The sequence below is a fragment of the Stutzerimonas stutzeri genome (assembly GCF_024448695.1).
GTDB lineage: Bacteria > Pseudomonadota > Gammaproteobacteria > Pseudomonadales > Pseudomonadaceae > Stutzerimonas > Stutzerimonas stutzeri_T.
Genome location: NZ_JAMOHY010000007.1, coordinates 93,698 through 109,206, shown reverse-complemented (window position 1 = coordinate 109,206; position 15,509 = coordinate 93,698). Strand labels below are relative to the sequence as shown.

General features: G+C 60.5%; 14 protein-coding genes. 8 read left to right on the top strand and 6 right to left on the bottom strand.

Going from position 1 to position 15,509, the window contains the following annotated elements:
- The first annotated feature begins 92 nt into the window (after positions 1 to 92).
- Positions 93 to 2,222: a methyl-accepting chemotaxis protein gene (locus NAV32_RS08555; RefSeq protein ID WP_256052375.1), complete on the top strand. Its 2,130-nt coding sequence runs from the start codon at positions 93 to 95 to the stop codon at positions 2,220 to 2,222.
- A 112-nt stretch (positions 2,223 to 2,334) separates the two neighbouring features.
- On the opposite strand, the gene NAV32_RS08550 is transcribed toward NAV32_RS08555, so the two are convergent.
- Positions 2,335 to 2,958, bottom strand: a complete 624-nt coding sequence (locus NAV32_RS08550; RefSeq protein ID WP_256052374.1) for an SOS response-associated peptidase — start codon at positions 2,956 to 2,958, stop codon at positions 2,335 to 2,337.
- A gap of 33 nt (positions 2,959 to 2,991) precedes the next feature.
- The gene (locus NAV32_RS08545) at positions 2,992 to 3,252 is read right to left on the bottom strand and encodes a DUF2007 domain-containing protein (RefSeq protein ID WP_256052373.1); all 261 of its coding nucleotides are present in this window, start codon (positions 3,250 to 3,252) and stop codon (positions 2,992 to 2,994) included.
- Positions 3,253 to 3,476: 224 nt separating this feature from the next.
- On the opposite strand from NAV32_RS08545, the gene NAV32_RS08540 reads away from it, so the two are divergent.
- Positions 3,477 to 4,640: a 1-acyl-sn-glycerol-3-phosphate acyltransferase gene (locus tag NAV32_RS08540; RefSeq protein WP_256052372.1), complete on the top strand. Its 1,164-nt coding sequence runs from the start codon at positions 3,477 to 3,479 to the stop codon at positions 4,638 to 4,640.
- A gap of 329 nt (positions 4,641 to 4,969) precedes the next feature.
- Entirely contained in the window at positions 4,970 to 6,346 is a 1,377-nt protein-coding gene (locus tag NAV32_RS08535; RefSeq protein WP_256052371.1) for a DUF1329 domain-containing protein, read from the top strand.
- Between the two features lie 83 nt (positions 6,347 to 6,429).
- Here NAV32_RS08535 and NAV32_RS08530 read toward each other — a convergent pair whose 3' ends face one another.
- Complete coding sequence (locus NAV32_RS08530; RefSeq protein WP_256052370.1) at positions 6,430 to 7,014, bottom strand: YajG family lipoprotein; 585 nt, start codon at positions 7,012 to 7,014, stop codon at positions 6,430 to 6,432.
- Between the two features lie 160 nt (positions 7,015 to 7,174).
- Here NAV32_RS08530 and NAV32_RS08525 point away from each other — a divergent pair, with 160 nt between their 5' ends.
- Complete coding sequence (locus NAV32_RS08525; RefSeq protein WP_256052369.1) at positions 7,175 to 7,366, top strand: hypothetical protein; 192 nt, start codon at positions 7,175 to 7,177, stop codon at positions 7,364 to 7,366.
- A 62-nt stretch (positions 7,367 to 7,428) separates the two neighbouring features.
- Here the strand turns inward: NAV32_RS08525 and mqo are convergent, their stop codons facing one another.
- Positions 7,429 to 8,940 (bottom strand): malate dehydrogenase (quinone), encoded by a 1,512-nt coding sequence (mqo, locus tag NAV32_RS08520; protein WP_336604863.1) that lies wholly within the window; start codon positions 8,938 to 8,940, stop codon positions 7,429 to 7,431.
- Between the two features lie 302 nt (positions 8,941 to 9,242).
- Complete coding sequence (locus NAV32_RS08515) at positions 9,243 to 9,530, bottom strand: PA4642 family protein (RefSeq protein ID WP_256052368.1); 288 nt, start codon at positions 9,528 to 9,530, stop codon at positions 9,243 to 9,245.
- Positions 9,531 to 9,688: 158 nt separating this feature from the next.
- Between NAV32_RS08515 and dauA the strand changes: the two genes are divergently transcribed.
- Positions 9,689 to 11,422: a C4-dicarboxylic acid transporter DauA gene (gene dauA, locus NAV32_RS08510; protein WP_256052367.1), complete on the top strand. Its 1,734-nt coding sequence runs from the start codon at positions 9,689 to 9,691 to the stop codon at positions 11,420 to 11,422.
- A gap of 2 nt (positions 11,423 to 11,424) precedes the next feature.
- Here the strand turns inward: dauA and NAV32_RS08505 are convergent, their stop codons facing one another.
- Complete coding sequence (locus tag NAV32_RS08505; protein ID WP_256052366.1) at positions 11,425 to 12,333, bottom strand: SDR family oxidoreductase; 909 nt, start codon at positions 12,331 to 12,333, stop codon at positions 11,425 to 11,427.
- 948 nt (positions 12,334 to 13,281) lie between these two features.
- On the opposite strand from NAV32_RS08505, the gene NAV32_RS08500 reads away from it, so the two are divergent.
- The 3 genes from NAV32_RS08500 to NAV32_RS08490 all read left to right on the top strand — a co-directional run bounded on the left by NAV32_RS08500 (position 13,282) and on the right by NAV32_RS08490 (position 15,485).
- Positions 13,282 to 13,761 (top strand): DUF2726 domain-containing protein, encoded by a 480-nt coding sequence (locus NAV32_RS08500; RefSeq protein WP_256052365.1) that lies wholly within the window; start codon positions 13,282 to 13,284, stop codon positions 13,759 to 13,761.
- Between the two features lie 110 nt (positions 13,762 to 13,871).
- The gene (locus NAV32_RS08495) at positions 13,872 to 14,894 is read left to right on the top strand and encodes a DUF5924 family protein (RefSeq protein WP_256052364.1); all 1,023 of its coding nucleotides are present in this window, start codon (positions 13,872 to 13,874) and stop codon (positions 14,892 to 14,894) included.
- Positions 14,895 to 14,960: 66 nt separating this feature from the next.
- On the top strand, positions 14,961 to 15,485 hold the full coding sequence (locus NAV32_RS08490; RefSeq protein ID WP_256052363.1) for an MgtC/SapB family protein: 525 nt from the start codon (positions 14,961 to 14,963) through the stop codon (positions 15,483 to 15,485).
- Positions 15,486 to 15,509: the final 24 nt, after the last annotated feature.

Sequence of the window (15,509 nt, the reverse complement as noted above, 5' to 3'; positions counted from 1 at the left end):
CGCCGCACTCATAAACACTGGTTGGCACAGGCTACAGTCATGACCGACCTGGCCGATATAAATAGACCAGAATAAAAAGCCGGGAAGCCGCCATGTTCAAATCGATCCAGACCTCCTTCGCCACCCTCGCTGGAGCCGGCATATTTGCGGTAGCGGCTGCACTGCTGCTCTATGTCATGTGGAGCGGCACACAAACCCAGCAGATGGTGGAGATACGCACACGCACGCTGATCGAAGGAATGGTGCAGCAGCGCGTCAGTGCGCTTGCGCAGCATCAGGTCAGCCGCATCCAGGCGGAGCTGCAACTTCCGCTGTTGATCGCAACGGATGTGGCGCGCGTCAATGCCCTGTCGGGCAAGACCGGCGATGACGGCATGCCGATGGCCAATCTGACCCGCGAGGAGCTGATCAACCTGGCCCGGGAAACCCTTGAACAGAACCCCATGCTCCAGAGCCTCTATATCGCCTGGGAACCCAACGGCGTTGACGCCAATGACATCATGTACGGCGGTGATACGCCCGGCATGCTCGGTGGCCGTTTCGCCAGCTGGCTGTATCGCGACGGCAACAATGGCCTGAAACTCGAAACCCTTACCGATCTCGAAGACACCAGGCAGCTGCCCACGGGCGTGCGCGCGGGCGAATACTATCTGTGCCCGCGCGAAACCCTCAAACCCTGCGTGATTGATCCGGCCCCTTACGAAATGAACGGTGAAATGTCGCTGCTCTCCTCGTTCAACGCACCGATCATTATCGACGGCAAATTCCAGGGCATCGTCGGCGCCGACCTCAAGGTCGATTTCATGCAGCAGCTCCTGACCCAAGTGAACAGCCAGCTCTACAGCGGAGCCGGCGAGATTGCGCTGATCACCACCAACGGTCACCTGGCCGCCTATACAGGCGACGCTTCCCAGCTGGGCGAGATGGCTACGGCAGTTCTCGATGGGGACAGCGTTTCCCGCCTGCAACAACTGCCCCTGAACATCCCTTCGCTGCAGATGAACAAGGCACAGGGTCAAATTGAAGTATCCCTGCCATTTACCTTCCCGGGCACCGATGCTCGCTGGACGCTCTGGCTTGAACTGCCACTCGGCGTGGTCATGCAGGACCTCGAGCAGCTTCTCGCCGAACTCGACCGCGAGCACCAGAGCAGCCTGCTGACCATGCTGGTGATCGGCCTCGGCATCGCCCTGGCAGGCATCCTCGCCATCTGGCTGGCCAGCGCAGGCATTACCCGCCCGCTGCGGCGCATGGTGTCGATGCTCGACGATATCGCCCAGGGCGAAGGCGATCTGACCCAACGCCTGAATGTCGACAGCAGGAACGAGCTGGGCCAGATCGCACGCGGCTTCAATGCTTTCCTGGCGCGGCTGCAGGGCATGATCGGCGAAGTGGTCGGCTCCGTGCAAAAGGTCAGCGACGCCTCGGAAGACACTGCCGACATCGCCAACCGCACCGACCAGGGCGTGCAACGCCAGCTTGCCGAGATCGAACTGGTCGCCACCGCCGTGCATGAGATGACTGCGACGGCCCAGGATGTCGCACGCAACGCCACCCAGGCAGCCGAGGCGGCCAACAGCGCCGATCACGCCGCCAGCCAGGGCAAGAGGATCGTCGCGGCTACCGGTACGTCCATTGCCGAACTGGCCGACGAGATCGGTCGTGCAGTGAAGGTGGTGCAGACCCTGGCGCGTGACAGCGAAAATATCGACGCGATCCTGGTCACCATTCGCAGCATCGCCGAACAGACCAACCTGCTGGCGCTCAACGCCGCCATCGAAGCAGCCCGGGCTGGCGAACAGGGGCGCGGTTTCGCTGTAGTTGCGGACGAGGTACGCAATCTGGCGCAAAAAACCCAACAGGCAACCGGCGAAATCCAGTCCATGATTCAGCAGCTGCAAAGCGGTACTCGCAACGTAGTGGAGGTCATGGAAAGCAGCCAGAACCGCACCCTGGACAGCGTTGCACAGGCTGACGAGGCGGCGCGGGCGCTGGAGACCATCACGCAGGCGGTATCGCAGATCAACGACATGAACAACCAGATCGCCAGTGCCGCCGAAGAACAGAGCGCAGTGGCCGAGGACATCAACCGCAACGTGGTCAATATCGGTCAGGTCGCCCACGAAGTCGCCGGTGGTGCCGAGGAAGCCAGCCAGGCCAGCGCCGGCCTGACCCGCCTGGCCGAACAGCAGCGACGCCTGATCAATCAGTTCAAGGTCTGACGGCTGGCAAACCGCAAAGACTTCGTGGCTGAAGCCACTTCCATAGACAGCGCTCAACCGCTTTCGTGGGAGCGACTCCAGTCGAGAAGCCTTTTGGAGCGCCTCACAGAACCTAGTTCGCCGGCGTCAGGCACTCCGGCGAATCGAGCTTCGGGTCATTTACCAGAGTCGCCAGCGGCCGCTCGCGCAATGTTGGCTGAGGGCCGGCAAGCAAGGCCTGCAGAGTGTCGACAGACGCCTCGGGATCGAGCCAGGCGCGAACACCCGCCTCGTCGAGGATTACTGGCCGGCGCTGATTCGCCGCTGGCAGGGTCACTACCGCCGCACTGAGGTACGTGTGCCCCTGAACCGGATAGGCCTCCCATACTGCTGCGAAATACATCAGCGAAGCCTCGCCTGTCATCCAGTAGGGGCGCTTGCGCCCTGTGCCGCGCCACTCGTAGAAGCCATTGGCCGGCAAAACGCCACGGCGCTGCCGAAAGGCGTCACGGAACATTGGCTGCTCGGCCAGGGTTTCTGCCCGCGCCTGCGCTGGTGTGCGGGTGAAATCGCTCAGCCAGGCCGGCGTCAAGCCCCAGCGCACCGAACTGAGCTGCACATCATCACGCTCACTCCGGCGCAATAACAGCACCGAAGCACCGGGCGCCAGGCTCCAGTGCGGCGCCTGGTCGGCAGGAAAGCCGGGCAACGCGGCAAAGGCCGGACTCCAGCGAAACAGGGCATAACGGCCACACATGGATAAGCACTCAAAGAGGAAAAGCGAAAGCGGTTAACAGATGAGCTCTCCCGGATAACCCTCAGGCTCATCGCCAGGCAGCAGCTCGGCGCCATTGTACGCAGCGATCAGCTGCCGCGCGTGCTCGGCCTGGTCATCCCCGACCATGAGGCCGAGCAGTCCGGCAGCCGGCAACTCACCAACCGCGCCGATCAGATGACGTCCGGTCAGGAACGCCTCGACCCCCTCGCCGGCCAGCATGCCGATCAGCATTTCGGCTTCCAGCAGATCCCGTGCCTCATAGATGCGTTGCATCGCAGCTTCCTTCTTGCAAACGACTGACGTCTGTTCCCGTTTTTACCTGAATCCACCCGGCAAATAACCGCGTAGTTGAGCGCGCAGCTCCCGACCATCCACCCAATGAGTGTGGCTCAGTTTCGCTATCAGCGTCTCCCGTGTGACTTGTCGCTATAATCGCCGTCCAGTTACGCCCCTGAAACAATTGGGGTTATTCAATGGTTTCACTTACAGAGAGCATGATGGACGAATTCGAAGCCATTCGACCCTACGCCGACGCCGAAGTCCCTGCCGTAATGGCGCGACTCTTCGCCGATCGGGAGTTCCTCGATATCCTGGCGCGTTTCCGCTTTCCGCGACTGGCCGGCACGCTGGGCTGGCTGCTCAAACCGCTTATCGCGCAACGCCTGCGGAGCGAGTTTGCCACTATCCATTCGGTCGACACGCTGCAGGCCCGGATTGAGATGTATCTGGACCGCACCATCGAACGCGCCACCGATGGCATCACCTATTCCGGCCTGGACAGATTGCAGCACGGCTGCGCCTATCTGCTTATGGCTAACCACCGCGACATCGTGATGGACCCCGCCTTCGTCAATTACGCAGTGTTTCAGGCGAAGCTGCGCACGCCGCGCATAGCCATTGGCGACAACCTCCTGCAGCGGCCTTTCGTCAGCGACCTGATGCGCCTGAACAAGAGTTTTATCGTGCGCCGCTCAATCACCGGAAGACGTGAAAAACTCGCGGCCTATCAACTGTTGTCGGCCTATATCAACCATTCGATTCGCAACGATGGTGAGTCGATCTGGATCGCCCAGGCCGAAGGCCGGGCCAAGGATGGCGACGACCGCACCGACACGGCCATCCTGAAAATGCTTCACATGAGCCGTAAGGATGATCCTTTTGCCGATGTACTGTCGGCGCTGCGGCCCACACCGGTGTCGATCAGCTATGAATACGATCCCTGCGACCAGGCCAAGGCCCGCGAACTGTATATCCGTGACACGACCGGCAGCTATACCAAAGCGCCTGGCGAAGACGACGCCAGCATCGCCTTGGGTATCACCGGCTACAAAGGGCGCGTGCATATCGGCTTCGGCACGCCTATCACTGAGGTTCCGGAAGACGCCAGACAGCTTGCAGCAGAAATCGACCGGCAGATTCTGTGCGGCTACCGCCTGTTCCCGGTGCATTATCTGGCCTATCGAATCTGGGACAATCAAGATCCCGAACTGGCGATCCCCAGCCTCGCCGAGCTGTTCAGCAACGAGGAGATCGCCCGCGCCGAAGCCGAATGGAAGCGGCGTCTGGGCGCCTGCCCGATCGAGCATCAGCCCTACCTGATCCAGCAGTACGCCACTCCCGTGCGCAATCAATATCGCCTCAAGGCCGGCTTGCCCTTGTAGTGTCCCGCTGAAAACCGCCAGCCCTGGCGATACATTGTTGAACGCTTCCTTACAGCCCTGTACCCGTTTCGCCTCGACAGCGAAACGGGCAACCCCCCGCCCATACGCCCGATCAAAGCCGGCAATTTACCGGCTGATTGTGCCATTTGTGCCGACAGGCCCCGGGGCATTGATTGACTTGAGGTGCCTTTCGGCTTAACCCTCGTCTCGCTTCAAAACGAGCGAAGTAGAGCATGCGCTGTCATCGAAGCAGCAACCGAACTGCACTGAATGACCAGGCAATCTATGGCGCTCACAGGGACTCAGCACTGAATCAACAGGACCGAACAATGAATAAGAACAGTGTGAAAACGGGGGCACTTTCACTCACCCTGCTGGCCAGCGCCTTGCTCGCCAATGCAACTATGGCCGCAGTATCCGAAGCGGAGGCGGCCAGGCTGGGCGACAGCCTGACACCTGTTGGCGCAGAGAAAGCCGGCAATACTGCCGGTACCATTCCTGCCTGGACCGGCGGCCTGCCAATTGACGCTGCCCCGATCACTGCAGACGGCTTCGTCAGCGATCCTTATCCGAACGACACAGCCAAATTCACCATCACCGCACAGAATTATGAGCAGTATCAGAAGCACCTGACCCCAGGCCAGGTCGCGATGCTCAAGCGCTACCCCGACACCTACCGACTGCCGGTATTCGAAACCCGCCGCAGCGCCGCCATGCCAGAGCGCATCTACGAGGCAGCACAGCGCAACGCCACCCGGACGTCTTTGGTGCGCGGCGGCAATGGCCTGGAAAACTTCGATACGGCCATCGCTTTCCCAATGCCGCAAGACGGCCTGCAAGCCATCTGGAACCACATCACCCGCTACCGTGGCGGCTCGGCCCGCCGCGTTGTGGCGCAAGCAACACCCCAGATCAACGGCAATTACAGCCTGGTGAAGTTCGTCGACGAGGTCGTTTATACCGACACCCTGACCGACTACAACCCGGACAAGCACGGCAACGTCCTGTTTTATTTCAAACAGCAGGTCACCGAACCGTCTCGCCTGGCAGGCAACGTATTGCTGGTCCATGAAACCCTGGATCAGGTGCAGGAACCGCGCATGGCCTGGATCTACAACGCCGGCCAGCGCCGGGTACGCCGCGCTCCGCAGGTGGCCTATGACGGACCAGGCACTGCCGCCGACGGCCTGCGCACTTCCGACAACCTGGACATGTTCAACGGCGCGCCTGATCGCTACGAGTGGAAACTGGTGGGCAAGAAGGAACTGTACATCCCCTACAACGCCTACCGCCTGGACTCACCGCAGCTGAAGTATGGCGACATCGTCAAGGCCGGCCACATCAACCAGGACCTGACCCGCTACGAGCTGCACCGCGTATGGGAAGTCGAGGCCACACTGAAAAGCGGCGAGCGGCATATCTATGCCAAGCGCAACTTCTTTATCGACGAGGACACCTGGCAGGCCTCGATCATCGACCACTACGATGGACGCAATTCGTTGTGGCGAGTCGCCGAGGCGCACAACGCCTATTACTACAACGAGCAGGTGCCGCTGTATGCCATGGAGACTCTGTATGACCTGATTTCAGGTCGCTACCTGGTCATGGGCATGAAGAACGAAGAGAAGAACCCCTACCGTTACAACTACGACACCAGCTCGCATCAGTACACGCCGGCAGCGCTGCGCAACTCCGGCGTGCGCTGAACCCAATCGAGCTTCACCCGACCCTGAAAAAAAGAAACCCGCATCGAAGGCGGGTTTCTTTTTTACGGGCTGGCTGGCCGGACTTACTGCGAGAGCACCTGACCAATATTCTGATCCTTGAACACCCTGGTCAGGGCATCACTCAATACGTCGCTGACCAGTTTGGTATTGGTCTGCTCGTTCGGCGCCATGCCGAAGCGCTGGTTGAGGGTCGCTCCGTAGCGACCGGTGTAGCGTCGCCCGCCGTTCTGCACCTCGATGCGGAAGGTGGCGCCAATGGTCGCCTCTGTCACATACAGCCCTTCCTTGGGAGACTGATATTTCAACTCGGCCAGGGTCAGGGTCAGCTGCGGTGCGTTGTAGGCATTGGGCGACGGGGTAAAACCGAGCAAGCGGACAGCAGCCTCGGCCTCAGCCTGGAGCTTGGGCAGGATTTTTTCCTTGGGTACGCTGACAGCGCTGGTTTCAGGGTAAAGACCACCGCGCGTACCGAGCGTCGGCGATGGACGGCCATCCACGATCCGCACTGCAACCGGCTGGCCCTGACCCACCGGATTGATGGTGCCGGTGAGTTTCGGGGTTGGGTCAAGTTGTTGCGGACTGTGCGCACAACCGGCAAGCGCCAGCGCGGACACAGCGAAAAGGCTGAACAACAGACGTTGCAGCATGCCGTCTTCTCCAGGTTGGGGGGAACGATGGTGTGCAGTATAACCAGCACCGCAACCGCCCGACAGTAATGCGCAACAGCCTTGCCAGACTGGCATTGCACATTCATCAAGCGGTCATGAAGACCTGCGATAAAGCGGCAAAGCATTCGGAGCACGCATCATGCCAATGTCCCTCGCCTCGCTTCGCCGATCGCCACGCCGCCATTATGCCTTTGTCGATGAAAATGACTGCTGCCGCATGCTGCTGACCGCGGCCAACAGACCGCGCGGTGAGCGCTGGGTAGAAGTACGGGAAATACGTCTGGACTGGATCGGCAAACCCTTGCCGGTCTCAGGTGTTTCGCAACGCTGAAGGGCGCCCAGACAAAAAAGCCGCCCTGATCAGGGCGGCTCGGTCTTAACGCAGAGCCAGCCTCAGTCGGCCAGTCCCAGGCGCTTGTCGATCATCGCCACTACTTCACGGTAGGCAACGGCATCGGTTTCGAGAACATCTTCACGGGCCGGGAATATCTCTCCGAGCCTGGTGGTCCACGCCTCGCTCCTGAGCTGTTCGGGGAAGCAGCGCTGGATCAGATCAAGCATGATCGAAACGGTCACCGAGGCACCTGGCGACGCCCCCAGCAGCGCGGCAATGGAACCGTCCTGAGCCGACACCAGCTCGGTCCCGAACTGCAGAACGCCACCCTTCTTCGGATCTTTCTTGATGATCTGCACGCGCTGGCCAGCCACTTCCAGGCGCCAGTCTTCAGCCTTGAGCTGCGGATAGAAACCGCGCAGGGTCTCCAGGCGGTCAGCCATGGACTGCCGAACTTCCTTGATCAGATAACGGGTCAGATCCATGTTGTCACGCGCAACAGCCAGCATCGGCTTGAGGTTGCCCGGACGGATCGACATTGGCAGGTCGAGCGGCGAACCATATTTCAGGAATTTGGTGGTAAAGCCCGCATAAGGTCCAAATAGCAGCGACTTCTTGCCATCGACTACCCGCGTATCCAGATGCGGGACGGACATGGGCGGCGCGCCGACGGCCGCCAGGCTGTAGACCTTGGCTTGATGCTGATTGACGATTTCCGGATTGTCGCAACGCAGCCACTGGCCACTGACCGGAAAACCGCCGTAACCCTGGCCTTCCTCGATACCGGACATCTGCAGCAACGGCAACGCCGCACCGCCCGCGCCGAGGAATACGAAACCGGCATCGATTTCGCGGCTGCTGCCATCCTGAGTATTCTTGACCTCTACACGCCAGCCTTTGCCCTTGCGCTCAAGGCCGGTGACCTTCTGCAGATAGGACATCTTCACACCCGGCTTGGTCGCCAGGTAATCCAGCATCTGACGGGTCAGCTGACCGAAGTTGACGTCGGTACCGTTCAGGGCGCGGGTCGCGGCGATGGGCTCGTCAGCCGGGCGACCGGGCATCATCAGCGGCATCCACTCTTGCATGGTGGCGCGATCTTCGCTGTAGACGATGTCTTCGAAGGCATGGTGCTTTTTCAGCGCCTCGAAACGGCGCTTGAGGTAATCAATGTTCTTTTCGCCACGGACGAAGCTCAGATGCGGCACGACATTGAGGAAGTCTTTGGGGCTGCCGAAACCCTCACGATCACTCAGGTAGGCCCAGAACTGCTTCGAGACCTCGAACTGGGTATTAATGGTGACGGCCTTCTTGATATCGATCGAGCCGTCTTTGCTGTCCGGGGTGTAGTTCAGCTCACACAGCCCCGCATGACCGGTACCGGCATTGTTCCAGGGGTTCGAGCTTTCGACGGCTCCGGATTCCTGCAATTCGACGATCTCAAGACGGATGTCAGGATCGAGCTCCTTGAGCAGTACTGCCAGAGTGGCACTCATGATACCGGCGCCAACCAGTACCATATCTACCGCTTCGCTATCGTGTTGCGCCATTAACGCGTTCTCCAGAAACACAGCATTAAACTGTCACGACCGCAGTACGCGATCGCGTAAAACCACCAGCCAGACGGTCGAAAACGGAGGAAGTCTTCATACCGCTGTCCGGGCTTGTGCCCGAAAACAGCCCTCCAGAAAAAGGGCTGCCCGCTGTCAGGAGAACGGCTTTTGGCCTACTCCCTCCCGCACCGCACCTTCCGGAGCAAGGCTACAGGCCAGGGCTCTACGGAAAAACGCTGCGGGATCATCATGTGTAGGCCGCCAGTCGCTCAGCCCTTGGTCCAGCGCTGCCGCAACCGGGTGCGGCGAGTCTCTTCAGCTCAGCCGCGTGCGGCCCGGATCACGTCGATATAAGGCGCTGCCTGACGCTGATCACCAATCAGGGCGACGATATCCCGACCCTCTGCATCCTGCGCCTGCAGGTCATATCCCGCCTCGGTGAAAAAGCCGACGAAGCGCGCGAAATCATCAACACGCAAACCGCGATAGGCCTTGATCAGCTTGTGCAGCGACGGCGGCGTGTCGTCAGCCGGCTCGGGCTCCAGAAACAGCCTGATCGACTCGTCGGAGATCTCTTCACCAATCACCTTCTGCTTGTCTTTGCGCATCTTCACTCCACTCGACGAGCCTTACGGGGGCGGCAGTTTACTCCTGCGGACCAGCGCACTCAACGCACCAGCGGCTCTTGCGACCAAGGTCGTACAGGGCACAAGCGCATCTTTGCTCTGGGCATATACTCGGCCTTTGCGCACATGGAGTGTCCTGGATGACTTTTCCGCCCCTGTTCGCCGCTTGGCGCCAAGCCTTGCGTTCAGGCTACAACGGTCGTGCCCTGCGTGGCGACATCAGCGCCGGCCTGACGGTCGGTATCATTGCCATCCCTCTGGCCATGGCACTGGCCATCGCAGTGGGCGCCCCGCCGCAACACGGGCTGTATACCGTACTGGTTGCTGCTCCGCTGATCGCCCTGACTGGCGGTTCACGCTTTAACGTTTCAGGACCCACAGCGGCTTTCGTGGTCATTCTGCTGCCCATCACCCAGCAATTCGGCCTTGGCGGTCTGCTGCTTTGCACCATGCTTGCCGGTCTGATCCTGATTGCCATGGGCCTGCTACGCGCCGGCAGACTGATCGCCTTCGTGCCCTATCCGGTCATTCTGGGATTCACCGCAGGCATCGGCATTGTCATCGCCACCCTGCAGCTCAAAGACGTGTTCGGCCTGAACATTACCGAACAACCGCAGCATTACATCGAACAGATCGGTCTGCTGGTCAGTTCCCTCCCCAGCGCTCAACTCGGCGACGGACTGGTCGCGGCGCTTTGCCTGGCGGTCCTGATCCTCTGGCCACGTTGGGTGCCAAAGGTACCTGGTCATCTGGCCGCACTCACGGTCGGCGCCCTGGCCGGACTCGCACTGGAGGCCTCAGGGCTGTCGGTTGCCACGCTGGGCGAGCGCTTCAGCTACAGCATCGATGGCGTGAGCCATCCCGGCATCCCGCCGTTTCTTCCGGACTTTGCCTGGCCTTGGACGCTGCCCGGCCCCGACGGCCAGCCGCTGGTGCTGAGCTTCGAGCTGCTCCATCAATTGCTGGCGCCGGCCTTCGCGATTGCCATGCTGGGCGCCATCGAATCGCTGTTGTGCGCAGTAGTCGCCGATGGCATGACCGGTAGCAGCCATGATCCCAACGCCGAACTGCTCGGCCAGGGCATCGGCAATCTGGTAGCGCCACTGTTTGGCGGCATCACCGCGACGGCCGCCATCGCCCGCAGCGCCGCCAACGTGCGCGCGGGAGCCTTTTCGCCCTTGGCCGCGATCATTCATGCCGGCGTGGTGCTGGTGGCGATTCTCTGGCTGGCGCCCCTGTTCAGTCACTTGCCGATGGCGGCCCTCGCGGCTCTGCTGCTGATGGTTGCCTGGAACATGAGCGAAGTTCCGCACGTGCTGAAAACCCTGCGTATCGCACCGCGCAGCGACGTTCTGGTCCTGCTCACCTGCCTGGTGCTGACCGTTGTATTCGATATGGTCCTGGCCGTAGGCGTGGGTCTATTGCTGGCAGCGGGCCTGTTCATCAAGCGCATGAGCGATTTGACCGACACCACCAGCCTGCGCGACAGCCAGAAGCGCCTGTTTGCCGACCTGCCCGAGCATGTCGCCGCCTACACCATTCGCGGGCCGCTGTTCTTCGGCGCAGCCGAGAAGGCCCTGAGTGTGTTGCGCCGCTTCAACCCGGAAGTGAAGGTGGTCATCGTCGATATCAGCGGCGTACCGATGCTGGACATGACGGCCCTGGCTGCACTGGAAAATGTGCTGGTGGACTATCGCAAGCAGGACATCGCCCTGATCATCGTCGGCTGCAGTTCAAGCGTACGCCTCAAACTGCGCCACGCTGGCATCCGCAGCCTGCCGGGGCACCTGCATTACGTGCGCGACCTGGCCCAATCCAAGCAGCAGGCCCAGCGCCTGCTGCAGGAGACAGCAGAGCCTGGGCCCGCCAGCTGAGATCAGCGGTACTTCTGCAGGTTAGCCATCATGTCCCGTAGCGCATCCATGTTGTCGACCGGATGCGTGGCGTTATCGAAGCTGCAGATATCATCCCAGCGCGCGGCGATCTCTTCGGCATCGAAACCCGCCGCCGGATCGAAGCCGGCGCCGCGGCTGCGCTCCCAGCGCACCTTGCCCATCCAGCCGCCACCTACCTCGAACAGGCCGGCGGTTTCCTGGCAACGCTCACTGGCCAGATACACCACCAGCGGGCTGACCAGTTCAGGCTTGAGCTGTTCAAAGATCTGCGGCGGGATCAGCCCTTCGGTCATCCGCGTAGCGCCGGTGGGGGCAATGGCATTGACCAGAATATTGCTCTTGCGGCCCTCCAGCGCCAGGGTGCGAGTCAGGCCATACAGGCCGAGCTTGGCCATGCCGTAGTTGGATTGGCCGAAATTGCCGTAGATGCCGGAAGTGGACGAGGTAAAGATCACCCGGCCATAGCCCTGCTCACGCATATGTGGCCAGGCGGCACGCGTGACCTTGTAGGCGCCCTCGACATGCACCCGGTACACCGAATCCCAGTCGGTGTCTTCCATCTTGTGAAAGGACTTGTCGCGAAGGATGCCCGCATTATTGACCACCACATCGAGGCGCCCGAAGCTGTCCAACGCCTGCTGCACGATCTTTCCGCCGTCAGTGACCGAGTCGTGACTGGCGACCGCAGTCCCGCCAGCCTGGCGGATTTCCTCCACAACCTGATCGGCTGCCGAGTGATTGGCCCCTTCTCCCTGGGCGCTGCCGCCCAGATCATTGACGATGACGCGGGCGCCGTGGCGAGCGAACAGCAGCGCATGTGCACGTCCAAGGCCACCGCCTGCACCGGTCACTATGACCACCTTGTCGTCAAAGCGGATGGTTTCACTCATCGAGGCTCTCCATGAATTGCTGTGGATTGTATCCGGGAAGTGTCCGATGCGGCTTCTCGACTGGCAATCACGCGCATTGGAATGAATGCCCAGCCATAACCACAGCACGATATGAGACGCAAAACAGCCCAGCGAAGGGCATCGACTCTGGAGTGGTCAATAAAACACCAACCAGTGCCAAGCCTTGCCTGCCGGGGCCTGCACACGTCTGCGAAGAGGTTATCCACAGCACGGTACACAAGGATCTTGGATAACTAGTCCACGGCTATCGGGACCATTGGCACAAGCAAAGTGCGACTCACCGCCATCACACCTATGCTGTCATTTCAGCAAACAATGGAGAGACGTCATGCCCAACCTCCACTTTCTGGAAAGCCTCTTTGCCGATTATGCTTTCGCCGCAAGTGGTACTTGCCCCTGTGAACAAGCCCGATAATGGCGCACCGGGAAAGCTCGCCGAGCCCCGAAGGCGTCTGCGAACAGCACAAAAATCGTACAGCTAGGTCTAACCCAGTCTCTATCTGGCCTGCAGAGAGTTTGCTGGCAGTTATCCACAAGACGCTCCACAGCAACCGTGGATAACTGCAAAAAGGCTTTTCTGCCTACCGAAATCTCTTTGTAAATCAAGGCTAAAAGACTTGCCGCCGCAGGAGCAATATGCCCTTCCATAGGTTGAGCACTGTTTGTATAAAAAGTGAACAACACTCTGAAAAACAAGCCCGGCCTGGTCTCTGACGCTTAGCCCCAAGGTTATCCACAGAACGCCTCACAGATAAACGGGATAACTCGGAGCAGCACTAAAACAAGAACTTCCCCGCCCCTTACCTGCTCCAATTCCCCGACCAGTGCTCTTAACCCCCCATCGCAGGAACCCTTCATGCCCGCACCGTGTTACCCCGGCAACGATCCATTTTGCATGCCCTACCCAGGCAAGCGGGAAGGTGTTCGATGATGGCTTTTCTGGGGCTCGTGCTGGTTGCCTTCATCTGTTTTGCGCTGGTGTTCTATATCAAGCAACGTCAATACAACCACCCGGCGCTGCGCATGCCCTATCAGCTCAGGCGACCAGTGCTTCAGGCCGCCGAGCGTGAACTCCTGACGCGGCTGCAAGAAGCCGTGAACGATGACTACCTGGTCCTGTGCAAGGTGCGTATCGCCGAGGTGGTTGAGGTGACAGCCATTCCCCGGCGAGCGCACTGGTACCAGGCGACCAATAGAATATCGGCAGGGTGTTTCGACTTTCTCCTGTGCGATCCGCAAACCCTGGACCCTCTGTGCGCCATCGAGACGGAGCCTGCAACCGAAGCCAATGCCTTTCTCGACGAACTCTGCACGACCATAGGCCTGCCGCTGCTACGCCTGCCGCCAGAAACGACGAGTTCCAGCCCGGAATTGCGCACCGCCATCGAACAGGCAACGGCTAGCTGAATTCGCTGGCTGAACAGCCGGCAGGCGATTACATTTGCGCACCGATAGCGGAGTCAACGACCCACTGGCGTTATGCCCGCATGTCCTCACACCTGCGAGGTGAAACCGACATGACGCTTCATCCCAGGCTCGCTGCTCTTTTCAATCTGGTCTCGCGCCTGATCAGCCGCTACCCCGGCATCATTGCGCTGTTCGGCTTCTGCTCGGGCATCGCCAGCTTCATACTGGTTGAACGCCATGCCGGCCTGGCCAAGGTCATCGCCGCCGTGATGCTGTTCGGCTGGCTCTGGCTGATGCTGGAAACCCCCCTGCGACGCAGCCTGGAACGCTGGTTCGGCTGGAAAGTACCACCCCCGCTGTTGCGCTATGTGACCCAGATGGTGCATCAGGAAAGCCTGTTCTTCGTCATCCCGTTCTTCTTCATCACCACCACCTGGAACAGCGGTCAATCCGTGTTTACGGTAATGCTGGGGGTGGCTGCGCTGATTTCGCTGATCGACCCGCTGTACTACAAATGGCTGGCACCACGGCGCTGGCTCTACCTGTCATTCCATGCACTGACACTCTTCGCGGTTCTGCTCACCGCGCTGCCAATCATCTTTCATCTATCGACCCCGCAAAGTTATCTCTGGGCGCTGGGCGTCGCCGTTCTACTGGCCCTGCCAAGCCTGCGCGGACTGTTCCCGCAATGGCGCTGGAAAAACCTGCTCGCGATCCCGCTGCTGGTCATTACCGTCGCAACGGCCGGCTGGCTGGGACGCACCTGGGTACCGCCTGCAACGCTATGGCTGACGGATGTCGCGGTGACCATGCGCATGGACAACGCCTCGCGCAAGCCCGGCAACCGCCTGAGCCAAGTGAGCCTTGCCGAGCTGCACGCCGAGGGGCTGTTCGCCTTCACTGCGATCAATGCACCACGCGGCCTGAAGGAGCGCATCTATCACGAATGGATACACAACGGTCGGCGGGTTGATCGTATCCCGCTCGACATCAGTGGCGGGCGCAAGGCGGGTTATCGCGCCTGGACCCACAAACGCAATTTTCCTGCCGACGCTGCAGGCAAATGGCGCGTACAGGTCATGACCGAAGCGGGGCAAATGATCGGTATGTTGCGCTTCGAGGTCATCGAGTGAACCGCGTACAGGCCGCAGACTCGAAAAACACAAGAGAAACTGTTGTACGGCCCATAGGAGAAACGCATGGAATGGTGGGAAGTGATGAGCCGCACCGTTGCATCGGAATTTTCCGACCTTCCCGATCTGGAACACGCCACCCGCGTTTCGGTAAGACTGCTGCTGGCCACGGTACTCGGCGGCGTGCTCGGTTACGAGCGTGAACACAAGGGCAAGGCCGCAGGCCTGCGCACCCATATGCTGGTGGCCCTGGGCGCCGCGCTGTTCGTACTGGTGCCGCTCGAAGCCGGCATGCCGCTCGAAGATGCCTCTCGGGTCATGCAGGGCATCATCGCCGGCATTGGCTTTCTGGGCGCAGGTACCATACTCAAGGGCAATTCAGCCCAGGATGTCAAAGGCCTGACTACGGCGGCGGGTATCTGGCTGACGGCAGCCATCGGCGTCGCCTGCGGGCTGGGCCATGAGGCCACGGCAGTCCTTACCACCGGCTTTGCGCTGGTGATCTTCATCCTCATGCCACGTCTTGAACAACACGCTGCCAATACGGCCGACGGCAACCAGCAGGGCCGCGACAGCGAAAAGAACCCCTGATCCATCCCGACGCAGGAATAGGCC